9 protein-coding genes are annotated in these 15739 nt (G+C 74.3%); 7 read left to right on the forward strand and 2 right to left on the reverse strand.

The annotated features are described in order from the left end of the window. Positions 1 to 73: 73 nt before the first annotated feature. Positions 74 to 3637 carry a chromosome segregation protein SMC gene (gene smc / locus SYYSPA8_RS32165; RefSeq protein WP_323450940.1) on the forward strand — a complete coding sequence of 1188 codons (3564 nt, stop codon included), beginning with the start codon at positions 74 to 76 and terminating at the stop codon, positions 3635 to 3637. A gap of 136 nt (positions 3638 to 3773) precedes the next feature. Further along, positions 3774 to 5201, forward strand: coding sequence for a sugar porter family MFS transporter (locus SYYSPA8_RS32170; protein WP_323450941.1), 1428 nt, complete (start codon positions 3774 to 3776; stop codon positions 5199 to 5201). 80 nt (positions 5202 to 5281) lie between these two features. Here SYYSPA8_RS32170 and SYYSPA8_RS32175 read toward each other — a convergent pair whose 3' ends face one another. Continuing rightward, positions 5282 to 6511: a GNAT family N-acetyltransferase gene (locus SYYSPA8_RS32175; RefSeq protein ID WP_323450942.1), complete on the reverse strand. Its 1230-nt coding sequence runs from the start codon at positions 6509 to 6511 to the stop codon at positions 5282 to 5284. Positions 6512 to 6720: 209 nt separating this feature from the next. On the opposite strand from SYYSPA8_RS32175, the gene ftsY reads away from it, so the two are divergent. Next, positions 6721 to 7944, forward strand: a complete 1224-nt coding sequence (gene ftsY, locus SYYSPA8_RS32180) for a signal recognition particle-docking protein FtsY (RefSeq protein WP_323450943.1) — start codon at positions 6721 to 6723, stop codon at positions 7942 to 7944. Between the two features lie 90 nt (positions 7945 to 8034). Here the strand turns inward: ftsY and SYYSPA8_RS32185 are convergent, their stop codons facing one another. After that, on the reverse strand, positions 8035 to 8697 hold the full coding sequence (locus tag SYYSPA8_RS32185) for a bifunctional DNA primase/polymerase (RefSeq protein WP_323450944.1): 663 nt from the start codon (positions 8695 to 8697) through the stop codon (positions 8035 to 8037). A gap of 571 nt (positions 8698 to 9268) precedes the next feature. Here SYYSPA8_RS32185 and nsdA point away from each other — a divergent pair. The 4 genes from nsdA to SYYSPA8_RS32205 all read left to right on the forward strand — a co-directional run bounded on the left by nsdA (position 9269) and on the right by SYYSPA8_RS32205 (position 15643). Beyond that, positions 9269 to 10831 (forward strand): transcriptional repressor NsdA, encoded by a 1563-nt coding sequence (gene nsdA / locus SYYSPA8_RS32190; RefSeq protein ID WP_323450945.1) that lies wholly within the window; start codon positions 9269 to 9271, stop codon positions 10829 to 10831. 292 nt (positions 10832 to 11123) lie between these two features. Continuing rightward, positions 11124 to 12548 carry an ammonium transporter gene (locus tag SYYSPA8_RS32195; RefSeq protein WP_323450946.1) on the forward strand — a complete coding sequence of 475 codons (1425 nt, stop codon included), beginning with the start codon at positions 11124 to 11126 and terminating at the stop codon, positions 12546 to 12548. Further along, a complete protein-coding gene (locus SYYSPA8_RS32200) occupies positions 12545 to 12883 on the forward strand; it encodes a P-II family nitrogen regulator (protein WP_323450947.1) in 339 nt (112 codons plus the stop codon). The genes SYYSPA8_RS32195 and SYYSPA8_RS32200 overlap by 4 nt, the downstream gene beginning before the upstream one ends. A gap of 318 nt (positions 12884 to 13201) precedes the next feature. After that, positions 13202 to 15643, forward strand: a complete 2442-nt coding sequence (locus SYYSPA8_RS32205) for a [protein-PII] uridylyltransferase (protein ID WP_407706134.1) — start codon at positions 13202 to 13204, stop codon at positions 15641 to 15643. Positions 15644 to 15739: the final 96 nt, after the last annotated feature.

The raw sequence follows: 15739 nt of genomic DNA on the forward strand, positions 1-15739 counted from the left end.
TGCCGGGGTTTACGTCTTCTGTGCCCTGCGCCTTCGCCGGTGAAACCGCCCCCGGCGGGTAGAGTCCGGCTGCGTGCACCTCAAGGCCATGACCCTGCGCGGTTTCAAATCCTTCGCGTCCGCCACCACCCTCCGCTTCGAGCCGGGCATCACCTGTGTCGTGGGCCCCAATGGCTCCGGCAAGTCCAATGTGGTCGACGCGCTCTCCTGGGTCATGGGGGAACAGGGCGCGAAGTCGCTGCGCGGCGGCAAGATGGAGGACGTCATCTTCGCCGGGACCACCGGCCGGCCCCCGCTGGGCCGGGCCGAGGTCTCCCTCACCATCGACAACTCCGACGGCGCCCTGCCCATTGAGTACGCCGAGGTCACCATTACGCGGATCATGTTCCGCAACGGCGGCAGCGAATACCAGATCAACGGCGACACCTGCCGTCTCCTCGATATCCAAGAACTCCTCTCCGATTCCGGTATCGGCCGCGAAATGCATGTCATCGTCGGTCAGGGACAGCTCGACTCGGTTCTGCACGCCGACCCCACCGGACGGCGTGCCTTTATCGAGGAGGCCGCCGGCGTCCTCAAGCACCGCAAGCGCAAGGAGAAGGCGCTGCGGAAACTCGACGCGATGAAGGCGAATCTCGCCCGCGTCCAGGACCTCACCGACGAACTCCGCCGCCAGCTCAAACCCCTCGGCCGGCAGGCCGCCGTCGCCCGCCGGGCCGCCGTCATCCAGGCCGATCTGCGCGACGCCCGGCTGCGGCTCCTCGCCGACGACCTCGTCCGGCTCCAGGAGGCCCTGCGCGCCGAGATCGCCGACGAGGCCGCGCTCAAGGCCCGCAAGGAGAGCACCGAGAGCCGGCTGAAGGCCGCGCTCGCCCGGGAAGCCGAACTGGAGGACGAGGTGCGCCACCTCACGCCCCGGCTCCAGCGCGCCCAGCAGACCTGGTTCCAGCTGTCCCGCCTCGCCGAACGGGTGCGCGGCACCATCTCCCTCGCCGACGCCCGGGTGCGCAGCGCCACCGACCGCCCCGTCGAGGAGCGGCGCGGCCGGGACCCCGAGGACCTGGAGCGCGAGGCGGCCCGCGTTCGCGAACAGGAAGCGGAGCTGGCCGCCGCTCTGGAGGCGGCCGAACGCGCCCTGGAGGACACCGTCGAACACCGGGCCGAGCTGGAGGCCGCGCTCGCCGTCGAGGACCGCCGCCTGAAGGAGGCCGCCCGCGCCATCGCCGACCGCCGCGAGGGCCTGGCCCGCCTCGCCGGACAGGTCACCGCGGCCCGGGGCCGGGCCGCGTCCGCCCAAGCCGAGATCGACCGCCTCACCACCGCCCACGAGGAGGCCCGCGAACGGGCCGCCACCGCCCAGGAGGAGTACGAAGGGCTGCGCACCGAGGTCGACGGCCTGAGCGCCGGCGACGAACGGCTCGCCACCGCCCACGAACAGGCCCGCGGCGAACTCGCCGCCGCCGAGGCCGCCCTGACCGCCGCCCGGGAGGCCCTGGCCGGGGCCGAACGCGAACGCGCCGCCGTCGCCGCCCGCCGGGACACTCTCGCACTCGGCCTGCGCCGCAAGGACGGCACCGGCGCGCTCCTCGCCGCGAAGGAGACCCTCGGCGGACTCCTCGGCCCCGCCTCCGAACTCCTCACCGTCGCCCCCGGCCAGGAGATTCCCGTGGCCGCCGCCCTCGGCGCCGCCGCCGACGCCGTCGCCGTCACCACCCCCGCCACCGCCGCCGAAGCCCTGCGCCTGCTGCGCAAGTCCGACGCGGGCCGCGCCTCGATACTCCTCACCACGGCCCCCGAACCCGAACCCGGCACCGAAGCCGCCACCCCCGGCCACCTCGGAGTCGACGCCGTCACCCTCGTACGCGGCCCCGGCGAACTGATGCCCGCCGTCCGGCTGCTGCTGCGCGGCTATGTCGTCGTGGCGGATCTGGACGGCGCCCAGGAACTGCTCCGGGCCCGGCCCCACAGCACCGCCGTCACCGCCGACGGGGACGTCCTCGGCGCGCACTTCGCCCACGGCGGCTCCGCCGGCGCCCCCAGCCTGCTGGAGGTCCGGGCCGCCGTGGACGAGGCCGGCACCCGGCTTGAGGAGCTGACCGCCCGCTGCGCCGCCCTCACCGACGAACGCGCCACTGGCTCCGCGCGCCGGGCTCGGGCGGCCGCGCTCGTCGAGGAGCTGGGCGAGCGCCGGCGCCGGGCCGACCGCGAGAAGTCCGAGGTCTCCGGCCGGCTGGGCCGGCTCTCCGGCCAGGCCAGGGCCGCCGCCGGGGAGGCCGAGCGCACCGCCGCCGCCGTCGCCCGCGCCGAAGAGGCCCTGGAGCGGGCCCGGCAGGAGGCGGAGGTGCTCGCCGAACGGCTCGCCGTGGCGGAGGAGGCCCCCGTCCACGAGGAACCCGACACCCAGGTCCGGGACCGGCTCGCGGCCGACGGCGCTAACGCCCGCCAGACCGAGATGGAGGCGCGGCTCCAGCTGCGCACCCACGAGGAGCGGGTGAAGGGCCTCGCCGGCCGCGCCGACTCCCTGGACCGGGCCGCCGCCGCCGAACGCGACGCCCGCGCCCGCGCCGAACAGCGCCGCGCCCGGCTGCGCCACGAGGCCGCCGTCGCCACCGCCGTGGCCGCGGGCTCGCGGCAGCTGCTCGCGTACACCGAGGCGTCCCTGCTCCGCGCCGACGCCGGGCGCGCCGCCGCCGAGGCCGCGAAGGCGGGCCGGGAGAGCGAGCTGACCGCCGCCCGCGCCGAGGGCCGCGAGGTGAAGTCCGAACTCGACAAGCTCACCGACTCCGTCCACCGGGGCGAGGTGCTGGGCGCGGAGAAGCGGCTGCGGATCGAGCAGCTGGAGGGCCGGGCGCTGGAGGAGCTGGGCGTCGAACCGGCCGGGCTGGTCGCCGAGTACGGGCCCGACCAGCCCGTACCGCCGTCGCCGCCCGCCGAGGGGGAGGAGCTGCCCGACGATCCCGAGCATCCCCGCAACCGTCCGGCGCGTTTCGTCCGCACCGAACAGGAAAGGCGCCTGAAGGCGGCCGAACGGGCGTACCAGCAGCTCGGCAAGGTCAATCCGCTCGCGCTGGAGGAGTTCGCCGCCCTGGAGGAGCGCCACCGCTTCCTCTCGGAACAGCTGGAGGACCTGAAGAAGACGCGCGCCGATCTGCTCCAGGTGGTGAAGGAGGTGGACGAACGGGTCGAGCAGGTCTTCACCGAGGCGTACCGCGACACCGCCCGCGAGTTCGAGGGGGTGTTCTCGCGGCTCTTCCCCGGCGGCGACGGCCGGCTGGTCCTGACCGATCCCGACAACATGCTCACCACCGGCGTGGACGTGGAGGCGCGGCCCCCCGGCAAGAAGGTCAAGCGGCTCTCCCTGCTCTCCGGCGGCGAGCGCTCCCTGACCGCCGTGGCCCTGCTGGTGTCGATCTTCAAGGCCCGGCCCAGCCCGTTCTATGTGATGGACGAGGTCGAGGCCGCGCTCGACGACACCAATCTCCAGCGGCTGATCCGGATCATGCAGGAGCTCCAGGAGTCCTCCCAGCTGATCGTGATCACCCACCAGAAGCGGACCATGGAGGTCGCCGACGCCCTCTACGGCGTCTCGATGCAGGGCGACGGGGTCTCCAAGGTGATCAGCCAGCGGCTGCGCTGACCGGGTGACGGCGGCGGGCTGTCAGGCCGACGGCCCAGCACCGGTGGTGGGGCGCGCGCCGCCGTGCGCCACTGGAAGCGTCCGTACCCTCCGGCGGCGCCGTCCGCGGGTACGGGCAACGGCACCGGGAGTCGATGTGACCAACAGCCCAGCACCGCCGGGCCCGCCCCCCTCGGGGGCCCGCGAGGCCCACCCCGAGCATCTCGGCCATGTCATCTTCATCACCGCGTCGGCCGCGATGGGCGGCTTCCTCTTCGGCTACGACAGCTCCGTCATCAACGGCGCCGTCGAGGCCATCCGCGACCGGTACGCCATCGGCTCCACGGAACTGGCCCAGGTCATCGCGATCGCCCTGATCGGCTGTGCCTTCGGCGCGGCGACGGCGGGCCGGATCGCGGACCGGATCGGCCGGATCGCCTGCATGCGGATCGCCTCGCTGCTGTTCACCATCAGCGCGGTGGGCTCCGCCCTGCCGTTCGCCCTGTGGGATCTGGCGATGTGGCGCGTCGTCGGCGGCTTCGCGATCGGGATGGCCTCGGTCATCGGCCCCGCCTACATCGCCGAGGTCTCCCCGCCCGCCTACCGGGGCCGGCTCGCCTCCTTCCAGCAGGCGGCCATCGTCATCGGCATCGCCGTCTCCCAGCTGGTGAACTTCGGCATCCTGCAACTCGCCGACGGCGAACAGCGCGGCACGATCGGCGGCCTGGAGGCCTGGCAGTGGATGCTCGGCGTGATGGTGGTCCCCGCCCTGCTGTACGGGCTGCTGTCCTTCGCCATCCCCGAGTCGCCCCGCTATCTGATCTCGGCGGGCAAGCCCGCGCGGGCCAAGCGGGTCCTCGCCGAGGTCGAGGGCGAACACGTCGACCTCGACGCCCGGGTCGCCGAGATCGAGCACGCGATGCGCCGGGAGCACAAGTCGACCTTCAAGGACCTGCTCGGCGGCCGCTTCGGCTTTCTGCCGATCGTCTGGATCGGCATCGGGCTCTCGGTCTTCCAGCAGCTCGTCGGCATCAACGTGGTCTTCTACTACTCGTCCACGCTCTGGCAGTCCGTCGGCATCGACCCCACCAGCTCCTTCTTCTACTCCTTCACCTCGTCCATCGTGAACATCATCGGTACGGTCATCGCGATGGTGCTGGTGGACCGGATCGGGCGGAAGCCGCTGGCCCTCATCGGCTCGACGGGCATGGCGATCGCGCTGGCGCTGGAGGCATGGGCCTTCTCCAGCCCGCTCGTGGACGGGAAGCTGCCCGGCACCCAGGGGACGGTGGCGCTGATCGCCGCCCATGTCTTCGTCCTCTTCTTCGCCCTCTCCTGGGGCGTGGTGGTCTGGGTCTTCCTCGGCGAGATGTTCCCCAACCGGATCCGCGCCGCTGCCCTCGGGGTCGCCGCGTCGGCGCAGTGGATCGCCAACTGGCTCATCACCGCCAGCTTCCCGACCCTCTCCGACTGGAACCTGTCGGCGACGTACGTCATCTACGCCTCGTTCGCGGTGCTCTCCATCCCGTTCGTGCTCCTCTTCGTGAAGGAGACCAAGGGCAAGGCGCTGGAGGAGATGGGCTGAACGCGCCACCGGGCCGGGCGCGCCGCCGGGCTGAACGCGCCCCCGGGCCGGGGCCCTTTCGGGTCCCGGCCCGGGGCCGGTCAGAACTCGTCGACGGTGTGCGGCAGCAGCTTCGTGCGGGCGGCCCGCTCCAGGCGCGCGGCGGCGCCCGGGGTGTGCTCCGCGACCAGCCCGGCCCGCACCAGCTCGGCCGCGCCGATGTCCCCCAGATACCCGGCCGTCAGCTCCCGGACCCCGATCGTCAGATCCGGGGCGTCCCCGGTCCGCTCCACCCGGGCGCTCCCGTCCGCCCCGGCCGTCAGCCGGTACCGTCCGGCGTTGGCGGGCAGCTCCACGTCGGTCACCTCCAGCACCAGATCCACCGGCTCCGCCCAGGTACGGCCCGTCAGCGCGGCCGGCACATCGACGAGTCGCAGCCAGAGCGCCGGGAACTCCTGCGTGATCCGCACCTGGTCCCGGTCGCCCGCGAACCGCAGCAGCGGATCGTCCAGCGGCCGCCCCCACGCCCGTACCTTGTCGGCCAGGTCGATCGAGGTCAGATAGCGCCAGAGCGCCGCCGCCACCGCCGGGGAGGCGGCCTCCAGCTCGTCGACGTGGACGACCCCCCGGCCCTCGTCGTCACCCAGGGTCCGGTAACAGGCGTACCCCACCGGCTCCGCGCCCGGATCGCCGACCGTCACCACCCGCACCGGCGTGAGGTCGTCGTTGCCGCCGTCCTCCTCCGGGAGCACATGGGTGCGCCACCAGAAGCCGTCCCGGGCGACCCGGCCCCCGCGCTCCCGCCGTCCCGCCGCGTGCAGGGCGCCGATCACCGCGGGCGCGTCCGCCGGCGCGACCAGCCGCAGCGGCCGCTCGTCCGGCTCGGTCCGCAGGACGAGCGGATGGTCCGTGTCGATCTCCACGGTGTACGAACGGGTCGCCGGCTCGAAGCCGAACCGGCCGTAGATCCCCGTCTCCGACACCCACAGCGCCGCGAGCGGCTGCCCGCCCGCCGCACAGCGCCGCCACAGCTCGGCCATCATCCCGCTGAGCACCCCCCGGCGGCGGTGGGTCGGCGCCACGGAGACAAAGGTCACCCCGGCGCACGGCAGCTCCCCGCCGGGCACCGACAGGGCGAGCGGGTGGGCGGCGAGCAGCCCGACGAGTTCGTCCCCCTCGTAGGCGCCGATGCGGTCGCAGTGCTGAAGGATCTCCCGGTGCAGCGCCCGGACGTCGTCCTCCGGTTCCTTCGCGAGAAAGACGAGATAGTGCAGGTCCAGGGCGCGGTCGAGGTGTGTTTCCGGAATGCTTCGGTATTCCACGGCGGTCATGGCCCCGGACGCTAACGCGCCCGCGCTCAGGAGTCACCGGATTTTTGAGCCTGTACGGAACCGGCGCCGACGCCCTGTGCGGGGGTAGGGATCGGGGAGCGGCGCCCGCCGCCGGTACGCAGCGGAGCGCCCCCGGCACGGACCGTGCGGACCCCCGCCGGGGTGGGGCCGCCCGGCTCCGGCCCGGTGTGCCCGATACTGGGGCTGTTATGGACTTTCTCATCCTTGCTGTAGTCATCGCCCTGGTCGCCGTCGGCGCGATCAGCGGGCTCGTGATCAGCAGCCGCAAGAAGAAGCAGCTGCCGCCCGCGGCCCCGCCGTCCGCGCCGACCATCACCGCTCCGCCCGCCGAGCCGCATGTCGGCGACGAGGCGGAGACACCGCGGGAAGAACCTCGCCGCACCATCGAAGAGGTCGGTCTGCCCCCGGCGGACGAGGCCACCGACACCCCCGTCGCCATCGAGGACCCGGTCGTCGCCGCGCCCGAGGCGCCTCAGATCGAGACCCCCGAGCCCACCGCCGGCCGGCTGGTCCGGCTGCGCGCCCGGCTCGCCCGTTCCCAGAACTCCCTCGGCAAGGGCCTGCTGACCCTGCTCTCCCGGGAGCACCTGGACGAGGACACCTGGGAGGAGATCGAGGAGACCCTCCTCGTCGCCGACGTCGGCGTCGCCCCGACCCAGGAGCTGGTGGAGCGGCTGCGCGAGCGGGTGAGGGTGCTCGGCACCCGTACCCCCGACGAACTGCGCGCCCTGCTCCGCGAGGAGCTGCTGCACCTGATCGGCACCGACCAGGACCGCGCCGTGCGCACCGAGAGCGACCTGGACACCCCGGGCGTGGTGATGGTCGTCGGCGTCAACGGCACCGGCAAGACCACCACCACCGGCAAGCTGGCCCGGGTGCTCGTCGCGGACGGCCGCTCGGTCGTCCTCGGCGCCGCCGACACCTTCCGTGCCGCGGCCGCCGACCAGCTCCAGACCTGGGGCGAGCGCGTCGGCGCCCGTACCGTGCGCGGCCCCGAGGGCGGCGACCCGGCGTCGATCGCGTTCGACGCGGTCAAGGAGGGCATCGCCGAGGGCGCCGACGTGGTGCTCATCGACACGGCGGGCCGGCTGCACACCAAGACCGGCCTCATGGACGAGCTGGGCAAGGTCAAGCGGGTCGTGGAGAAGCACGGCCCGCTGGACGAGATCCTGCTCGTCCTGGACGCCACCACCGGCCAGAACGGCCTGGTCCAGGCCCGTGTCTTCGCGGAGGTCGTGGACATCACCGGCATCGTGCTGACCAAGCTGGACGGCACCGCCAAGGGCGGCATCGTGATCGCGGTCCAGCGCGAGCTGGGCGTCCCGGTGAAGCTGGTCGGCCTGGGCGAGGGCCCGGACGACCTGGCTCCCTTCGAGCCGGAGGCGTTCGTCGACGCGCTGATCGGCGACTGACCCCCGCGGTCATGGGCCGTTCGGCCCGCGAGTGCCCGGCGCGCGATGGCGTGGCCGGGCACTCGTCTTTCCGGGGGGTCGGTACGGGCCCTACGCGGCCGAGCGGTGGCAGATGTACGCCAGCGTCCCCAGCAGCAGCCGGGCCTGGGGCGGCGCGGTCGCCGTGTCCAGCGAGGGCGGCCGCAGCCACACCACCGGACCGCGGCCGCCGTGGTCGGACGGCGGCGCGGTGATGTGGTCGCCGGGACCGAGCGCGTGCAGATCCAGATCGGCGTCGTCCCAGCCCATCCGGTAGAGCAGCGCGGGCAGTCCCGCCGCGGCGCCCGGCGCCACGAAGAACTGGCACCGGCCGTCGGGGGTCGCCGTCACCGGACCCAGCGGCAGCCCCATCCGCTCCAGCCGCACCAGCGCCCGCCGCCCGGCCGGGGCGGCCACCTCCAGGATGTCGAAGGCCCGGCCCACGGGCAGCAGCAGGGTCGCGCCCGGCACCCGCTCCCAGGCCCGGACCACCTCCACCAGGGTCGCGCCCGCCTCCACCGGCTCCGCGCCCGCCAGCGGATGGGCGCCGGGCGCGGGGCACTCCGGGACGCCGCAGGAGCAGCCGCCGGGCACCGCCCGCGCGCCCGGCGTCACCGCCCAGCCCCACAGACCCGTGTACTCCGCCACCACGGTGCACTCCGCCGTACGGCCACGGCGTCGTGAGCCGGCCCGGATGTCCCTGATGCTCCGGCTGCTGCCGATCGTGAAGCCCATGCCCCCTCCAACGGGTCGTCCTCGCCGGTGGTTACGACCCGAAGTCTCCTCGTGACACAGCGTCGCAACCGGTGGAGTGCGGGCGGCGCCTAGGAGCGCGGGGGAGAGCGCGGGTACCGGAACGCGCCCGCCGACGCACCTTTGCGCCGTCCCCTGATCGTCGTGTGTCAAGTGAATCGCGCCCGGGGACGGGGCAGTTCATTCAATGGGGTGGCGAATGGTGGCGTTTCCAGGACGGTGGTCGCGGGACGGGTGATCGTAGGATTACTTTTGGTGTACGAGCCCGGTGCGCTGTCGCGCGCGGGGCAGGGCGGAGTCGTCGTGGGTCGTCGTGGGTCGTCGCCGTCTCCGCCCGTACCGCCCGCTCCCACCGGACCTCCGGACGGCCACCCCGCCGGAGTCCTCCACCCCGGGACCCCCGCACCACCGGGAGCGTTCCCCACGGACGGTGTCCGACCTCAGGCCGCGGCCCTCACCGCCGGCCGGGGTCCGCGGCCGCCCGCGACCCACGGCATCGCGATCAGGGTACGAGCGTCAGGGCAATGTGCGGCTTATGGATGGGGGCGTTCCCATGGACGACGACAGGGACGGCGGCAGGGACGTCGGCAGGGATGCCGGCAAGGAGGCCGACGGGCCGGCCGGCCGGGACGGCGGCGGTGCCGACCCGCAGACCGGCAAGCGTCCCAACGACCGGCTCGGTTCCTGGTTCCTGCGCAGCGGCTGGTCCAAGGGCGAGCTGGCGCGGCAGGTCAACCGCCGGGCCCGGCGCCTGGGCGCGCACCACATCAGCACCGACACCTCCCGGGTGCGGCGCTGGCTCGACGGCGAGCAGCCGCGCGAGCCGATCCCCCGCATCCTCTCCGAGCTGTTCTCGGAGCGGTTCGGCACGGTCGTCGCCATCGAGGACCTGGGGCTGCGCACCGCCCATCAGTCCCCGTCGGTGTCCGGGGTCGACCTGCCGTGGGCCGGGCCCCAGACGGTCGATCTGCTCAACGAGTTCTCCCGCAGCGATCTGATGCTCGCCCGGCGCGGCTTCCTCGGCGCCTCGCTGGCGCTGGCGGCCGGACCCTCCCTGGTCGAGCCGATGCAGCGGTGGCTGGTGCCCGGCCCGGCCGGTGAGCCGCTGCCCGGTCCGGCCGCCTCGGTGTCGTCGGTGTCCTCGGCGGGGCGGCCCGTCCGGCTCTCCGGGCCCGAGCTGGAGCAGCTGGAGTCCGCCACGGTCATGTTCCGCACCTGGGACGCCCAGTGCGGCGGCGGGCTGCGCCGCAAGGCGGTCGTGGGCCAGCTCCACGAGGTCACGGACCTGCTCCAGGAGTCCCACCCCGAGAAGACCCGCCAACGGCTCTTCGTCTGCGCCGCCGAACTGGCCCAGCTGGCCGGCTGGATGAGCTACGACGTCGGTCTCCAGCCCACCGCCCAGAAGTACTTCGTGCTGGCGCTGCACGCCGCCAAGGAGGCCGGGGACAAGCCGCTGGGCTCCTTCGTCCTCTCCGCGATGAGCCGCCAGATGATCCATCTCGGCCGGCCCGACGACGCCCTGGAACTGATCCACCTGGCGCAGTACGGCAGCCGCGACTGCGCCACCCCCCGCACCCAGGCCATGCTGTATGCGATGGAGGCCCGCGCCTACGCCAACATGGGCCAGCCCAGCAAGTGCAAGCGGGCGGTCCGGATGGCCGAGGACACCTTCGCCGACATCGGGGTCGACGGCCCGGCGCCCGAGCCCGACTGGATCGGCTTCTTCTCCGAGGCCGAGCTGAACGCGGAGAACGCCCACTCGTACCGCGATCTCGCCTATGTCTCCGGCCGCAGCCCCACCTACGCCTCCCTCGCCGAACCGGTCATGGAGCGGGCCGTGCGCCTCTTCGAGCAGGACGAGGTGCACCAGCGCTCGTACGCCCTCAATCTGATCGGCATGGCCACCGTCCATCTGCTCCAGCGGGAGCCCGAGCAGGCGACGGAGCTGGCCTCGCAGGCGCTGACCGTGGCCAAGCGGGTGCGGTCCGAGCGGGTCAACACCCGGCTGCGCAAGACCCTGGACACGGCCGCCCGGGACTTCGGGGACGTGGCCGAGGTCGTCCACTTCACCGACCTGCTCACCGCGCAGCTCCCGGAGGCCGCCGAAGCCGTCTGAGCCCCGAACCCCGCTCATGAGGCGGTACGTGCAGAGGACCCGCCGTCCTCGCGCGTACCGCCTCGTCGCGTTGCCGCCCCTCTCCTCGCACCCGGTTCCGGTGTGTTCATGGCGGCGTAACACAGCGGACGTCTTCGTCATCGCCGTGAAACACCGGGGAGCACTGGCCGAAACGCCGCTCGGACAGCCTCATGGCGCATAACCGGCCCGCCCCGCCCGAACCGCTCAGGCACCCGCCCGAATCGCTCAGGCTCCACCCGCACGCGGCCGCACCCACGACGAGGAGTCGCCCATGCTCCCAGCCCTTTCGACGCTGGCCGCACCGGCCCCGGCCCTGTCCACGGCCAATACCGGCTTCGTGCTCATCTGCTCCGCGCTGGTGATGCTGATGACCCCGGCCCTCGCCTTCTTCTACGGCGGGATGGTCCGGGTCAAGTCCACCCTCAACATGCTGATGATGAGCTTCATCAGCATCGGCATCGTCACCGTCCTGTGGGTGCTGTACGGGTTCAGCATCGCCTTCGGCACCGACTTCGGCTCCGTCGTCGGCTGGTCGGGTGAGTACGTGGGCCTCAGCGGCATCGGACTGACCGAACTGTGGGACGGCTACACCATCCCCGTCTATGTCTTTGCCGTCTTCCAGCTGATGTTCGCCGTCATCACCCCCGCCCTGATCAGCGGCGCCCTCGCGGACCGGGTCAAGTTCACCGCCTGGGCGCTCTTCGTCGCGCTCTGGGCCACCGTGGTCTACTTCCCGGTCGCCCACTGGGTCTGGGGCGCCGGCGGCTGGCTCTTCGAGATGGGCGTGATCGACTTCGCGGGCGGCACGGCCGTCCACGTCAACGCGGGTGCCGCCGCTCTCGGCGTCATCTGGGTCATCGGCCGCCGCATCGGCTTCGGCAAGGACCCGATGCGCCCGCACAGCCTGCCCCTGGTGATGCTCGGCGCCGGGCTGCTCTGGTTCGGCTGGTTCGGCTTCAACGCCGGCTCCTGGCTCGGCAACGACGACGGCGTCGGCGCGGTGATGTTCGTCAACACGCAGGTCGCCACCGCCGCCGCGATGCTCGCCTGGCTGGCCTACGAGAAGATCCGCCACGGCGCCTTCACCACCCTCGGGGCCGCGTCCGGCGCCGTCGCCGGACTCGTCGCCATCACCCCGGCGGGCGGCTCCTGCTCCCCGCTCGGCGCCCTCGCCATCGGCGCGATCGCCGGTGTCCTGTGCGCCATGGCCGTGGGCCTCAAGTACCGCTTCGGCTACGACGACTCCCTCGACGTCGTCGGCGTCCACCTCGTCGGCGGCGTGGCGGGCTCCCTGCTGGTGGGGTTCTTCGCCACCGGAGGCGTACAGTCCGAGGCCCGGGGCCTGTTCTACGGCGGCGGCCTCGAACAGCTCGGGAAGCAGGCGATCGGCGTCTTCTCGGTGCTGGCGTACTCCCTGGTGGTCTCGGCCCTGCTCGCCCTCGTCCTGGACCGGACGATGGGGATGCGGGTGGACGAGGAGGTGGAGATCTCCGGCATCGACCAGGACGAACACGCGGAGACGGCGTACGACTTCAGCGGCGCGGGCGGCGGCGCCGGATCCCGCCGGGCCGTGCCCGCCCCGGACGGCCTCCCGGCGACGCCCGGCGGCCCGGCCAGTGCCGGTCGGCCCGCCCCCGACAGCACCGGCACCGACAACGCGACCGGGACCGCCCCGCACCCGAAGGTGGACGCATGAAGCTCATCACCGCGGTCGTCAAGCCGCACCGCCTGGACGAGATCAAGGAAGCCCTCCAGTCCTTCGGGGTCCAGGGGCTGACCGTCACCGAGGCCAGCGGCTACGGCCGGCAGCGCGGCCACACCGAGGTCTACCGGGGCGCCGAGTACCAGGTCGACCTGGTGCCCAAGGTCCGGATCGAGGTCCTGGCCGAGGACGACGACGCCGAACAGCTGATCGAGGTCATCGTCAAGGCCGCCCGTACCGGGAAGATCGGCGACGGCAAGGTCTGGAGCGTGCCGGTCGACACCGCCGTACGGGTACGCACCGGCGAGCGCGGCCCGGACGCGCTCTGACGTACATCCGGTTCCGACGCAGGGCGGGCGCCGGACCCGGAGGACCACGGAAGACAGCGGAAGACAGCGGAAGACAGCGGAAGAGGGGCCGGTCGGGTGTCGGGTCGCAAGCGGGTCACCGAAGCGGGCGCGCACACGCCGCCGGGGACATCCCCCGAGGCGGGGCCACCGCCACCGCCGCCGCAGGGGCCTTCGCCGACGGGGCCCCTGCCCGGTGCCGGCCTTCCGCCGGACGCGGGGAACGGCTCCGCGCCGCCCCCCGCGCCCGGACCCGGGGCCGGCACCCCCGCCTGCCCCAGCGGCTACGCCGAGGCCCGGCTGCTCCTGCTCCAGGAGAAGGAGCGGTCCGGGCCGCCCCGCCGCTTGGCCCTCGCCTCCCTCACCGACCGCTGGCTCGCCGCCCTCTTCGCCACCGCCTGCCGGGCCACCCGGGTGCACGGCGCCGCCCTCGTCGCCGTCGGCGGCTACGGCCGCGGTGAACTCTCCCCCCGCAGCGACCTCGATCTCCTCCTGCTCCACGACGGATCCGCCGACCCCCGGGCCGTCGCCACCCTCGCCGACCGCATCTGGTACCCCGTCTGGGACCTCGGCCTCTCCCTCGACCACTCCGTGCGCACCCCCGCCGAGGCCCGCAGGACCGCGGGCGGCGACCTCCGCGCCCACCTCGGGCTGCTCGACGCCCGCCCGGTCGCCGGGGACCCCGCCCAGGTCGCCGGCTTGCGGACGGCCGTCCTCGCCGACTGGCGCGAGGCGGCCCCCCGCCGGCTGCCCGAACTCCACGACCTCTGCCGTGAACGCGCCGAACGCCAGGGCGAACTGCGCTTCCTGCTGGAACCCGACCTCAAGGAGGCACGCGGCGGGCTCCGCGACGCCACCGCCCTGCGGGCCGTCGCCGCCTCCTGGCTCGCGGACGCCCCCCGCGAAGGACTCGACGACGCCCGGCGCACCCTCCTCGACACCCGCGACGCCCTCCATCTGACCACCGGACGCGCCACCGACCGGCTCGCCCTCCAGGAACAGGACCAGGTCGCCGCCGAACTCGGCCTCCTCGACGGGGACGCCCTCCTGCGCCAGGTGTACGAGGCCGCGCGGACCGTCTCGTACGCCACCGACGTCACCTGGCGCGAGGTCCACCGGGTGCTGCGGGCCCGCTCGGCCGGCAGCCGGGTGCGGGCGGTCCTCGGCGGACGGCGGACCGAACCCCGGCGCACCCCCCTCGCGGACGGGGTGGTCGAACAGGACGGCGAGGCCGTCCTCGCCCGTACCGCCCGGCCGGAGCGGGACCCCGTGCTCGCGCTGCGGGCCGCCGCCGCTGCCGCCCAGGCCGGGCTGCCGCTCTCCCGCCACGCCGTGCGCCGGCTCGCCCGGGCCGCCCCGCCGCTGCCGGTGCCCTGGCCCGCCGAGGCCCGGCAGGAGTTCGTGATACTGCTCGGCGCCGGCCGGCCCACCGTCGCCGTCTGGGAGGCCCTGGAGGCCGGCGGGCTGATCGACCGGCTGCTCCCGGACTGGGAGCGGGTGCGCTGCCGGCCCCAGCGCAACGCCGTCCACACCTGGACCGTCGACCGGCACCTCGTGGAGACGGCGGTCCGCGCCGCCGCGCTCGCCCGCCGGGTCGACCGGCCCGATCTGCTGCTGGTGGCCGCTCTGCTGCACGACATCGGCAAGGGCTGGCCCGGCGACCACTGCGTCACCGGGGAGACCATCGCCCGGGACATGGCCGTCCGGCTCGGCTTCGACACCGGTGACGCGGCCGTGCTCGCCACCCTCGTACGCCACCATCTGCTGCTCGCCGAGACCGCCACCCGGCGCGATCTGGACGACCCCCAGACCGTGCGGGCGGTCGCCGACGCCGTCGGCTCGCCCCGGGCGCTGGAGCTGCTGCACGCCCTCACCGAGGCGGACGCGCTGGCCACCGGGCCGGCCGCCTGGTCGGCGTGGCGCGCGGGGCTCGTCGCCGACCTGGTGCGGCGGGCGGGCGCGGTCCTCGCCGGGGCCGCCCCGGCGGCGGTGGTCCGGCCGGACGGGGACGCGGGCGGGGAGCGGGCGAGGCTGGCGGCCGAGGCGCTGCGGACCGGCGGACCGGTCCTCGCCCTGTACACCGGGGCCAGTGGTGTCACCGGCGCCACCGACACCCCGGTGGGTCCGGACGGCGCGGGGGCGCCGCCCGAGCCCGTCGGGGCCGAGTTGCTGATCGCGGTGGCGGAGCGGCCCGGGGTGCTGCCCGCCGCCGCCGGGGTGCTCGCCCTGCACCGGCTCACCGTCCGCGCCGCCGAGCTGTCCGTGGTGGTCCCCGGGGAGGCCGGCACCCCGCCGGGGGACGGCCCGCGCCCCGGCCCGGTCATCGTGCTGCGCTGGCGGGTGGCCGCCGCGTACGGCTCGCTGCCCCAGGCGGCCCGGCTCCGCGCCGATCTGGTGCGCGCGCTCGACGGCTCCCTCGACATCCCCGCCCGGCTCGCGGAGCGGGAGGCGGCCCGGCCCCGGCGGCGCGGGACCGAGCCCTCGCCGCCCCGGGTCACGGTCGATCCGGCCGCCTCCCGGCACGCGACCGTGGTCGAGGTCCGCGCCCAGGACGCCCCCGGTCTGCTGCACCGCATCGGCCGGGCCCTGGAGAGCGCGGGCGTGCGGGTGCGCAGCGCGCATGTGTCGACCCTGGGGGCGCACGCCGTGGACGCCTTCTACGTCACCGGGCCCGGCGGCCGGCCGCTGCCGAAGGCCGCCGCCGCGGAGCTGGCCCGGGCGCTGGAACAGGCCCTGGGCTGATCTCCCGCCCGCTCCCGCACCCCCCTTTCACGGTGCTTGCCGCAAGGGGACGGCGGACCGGGCGGACGGCCGGATACCCTGGAGGACGATTACCTG

This window comes from Streptomyces yaizuensis (assembly GCF_034961445.1).
Lineage (GTDB): Bacteria > Actinomycetota > Actinomycetes > Streptomycetales > Streptomycetaceae > Streptomyces > Streptomyces yaizuensis.

Coding starts and splice junctions, on each gene's coding strand:
- SYYSPA8_RS32175 (WP_323450942.1), bottom strand. CDS start 6,511: ATGACCGCCGTGGAATACCGAAGCATTCCGGAAACACACCTCGACCGC.
- ftsY (WP_323450943.1), top strand. CDS start 6,721: ATGGACTTTCTCATCCTTGCTGTAGTCATCGCCCTGGTCGCCGTCGGC.
- SYYSPA8_RS32185 (WP_323450944.1), bottom strand. CDS start 8,697: ATGGGCTTCACGATCGGCAGCAGCCGGAGCATCAGGGACATCCGGGCC.
- nsdA (WP_323450945.1), top strand. CDS start 9,269: ATGGACGACGACAGGGACGGCGGCAGGGACGTCGGCAGGGATGCCGGC.
- SYYSPA8_RS32195 (WP_323450946.1), top strand. CDS start 11,124: ATGCTCCCAGCCCTTTCGACGCTGGCCGCACCGGCCCCGGCCCTGTCC.
- SYYSPA8_RS32200 (WP_323450947.1), top strand. CDS start 12,545: ATGAAGCTCATCACCGCGGTCGTCAAGCCGCACCGCCTGGACGAGATC.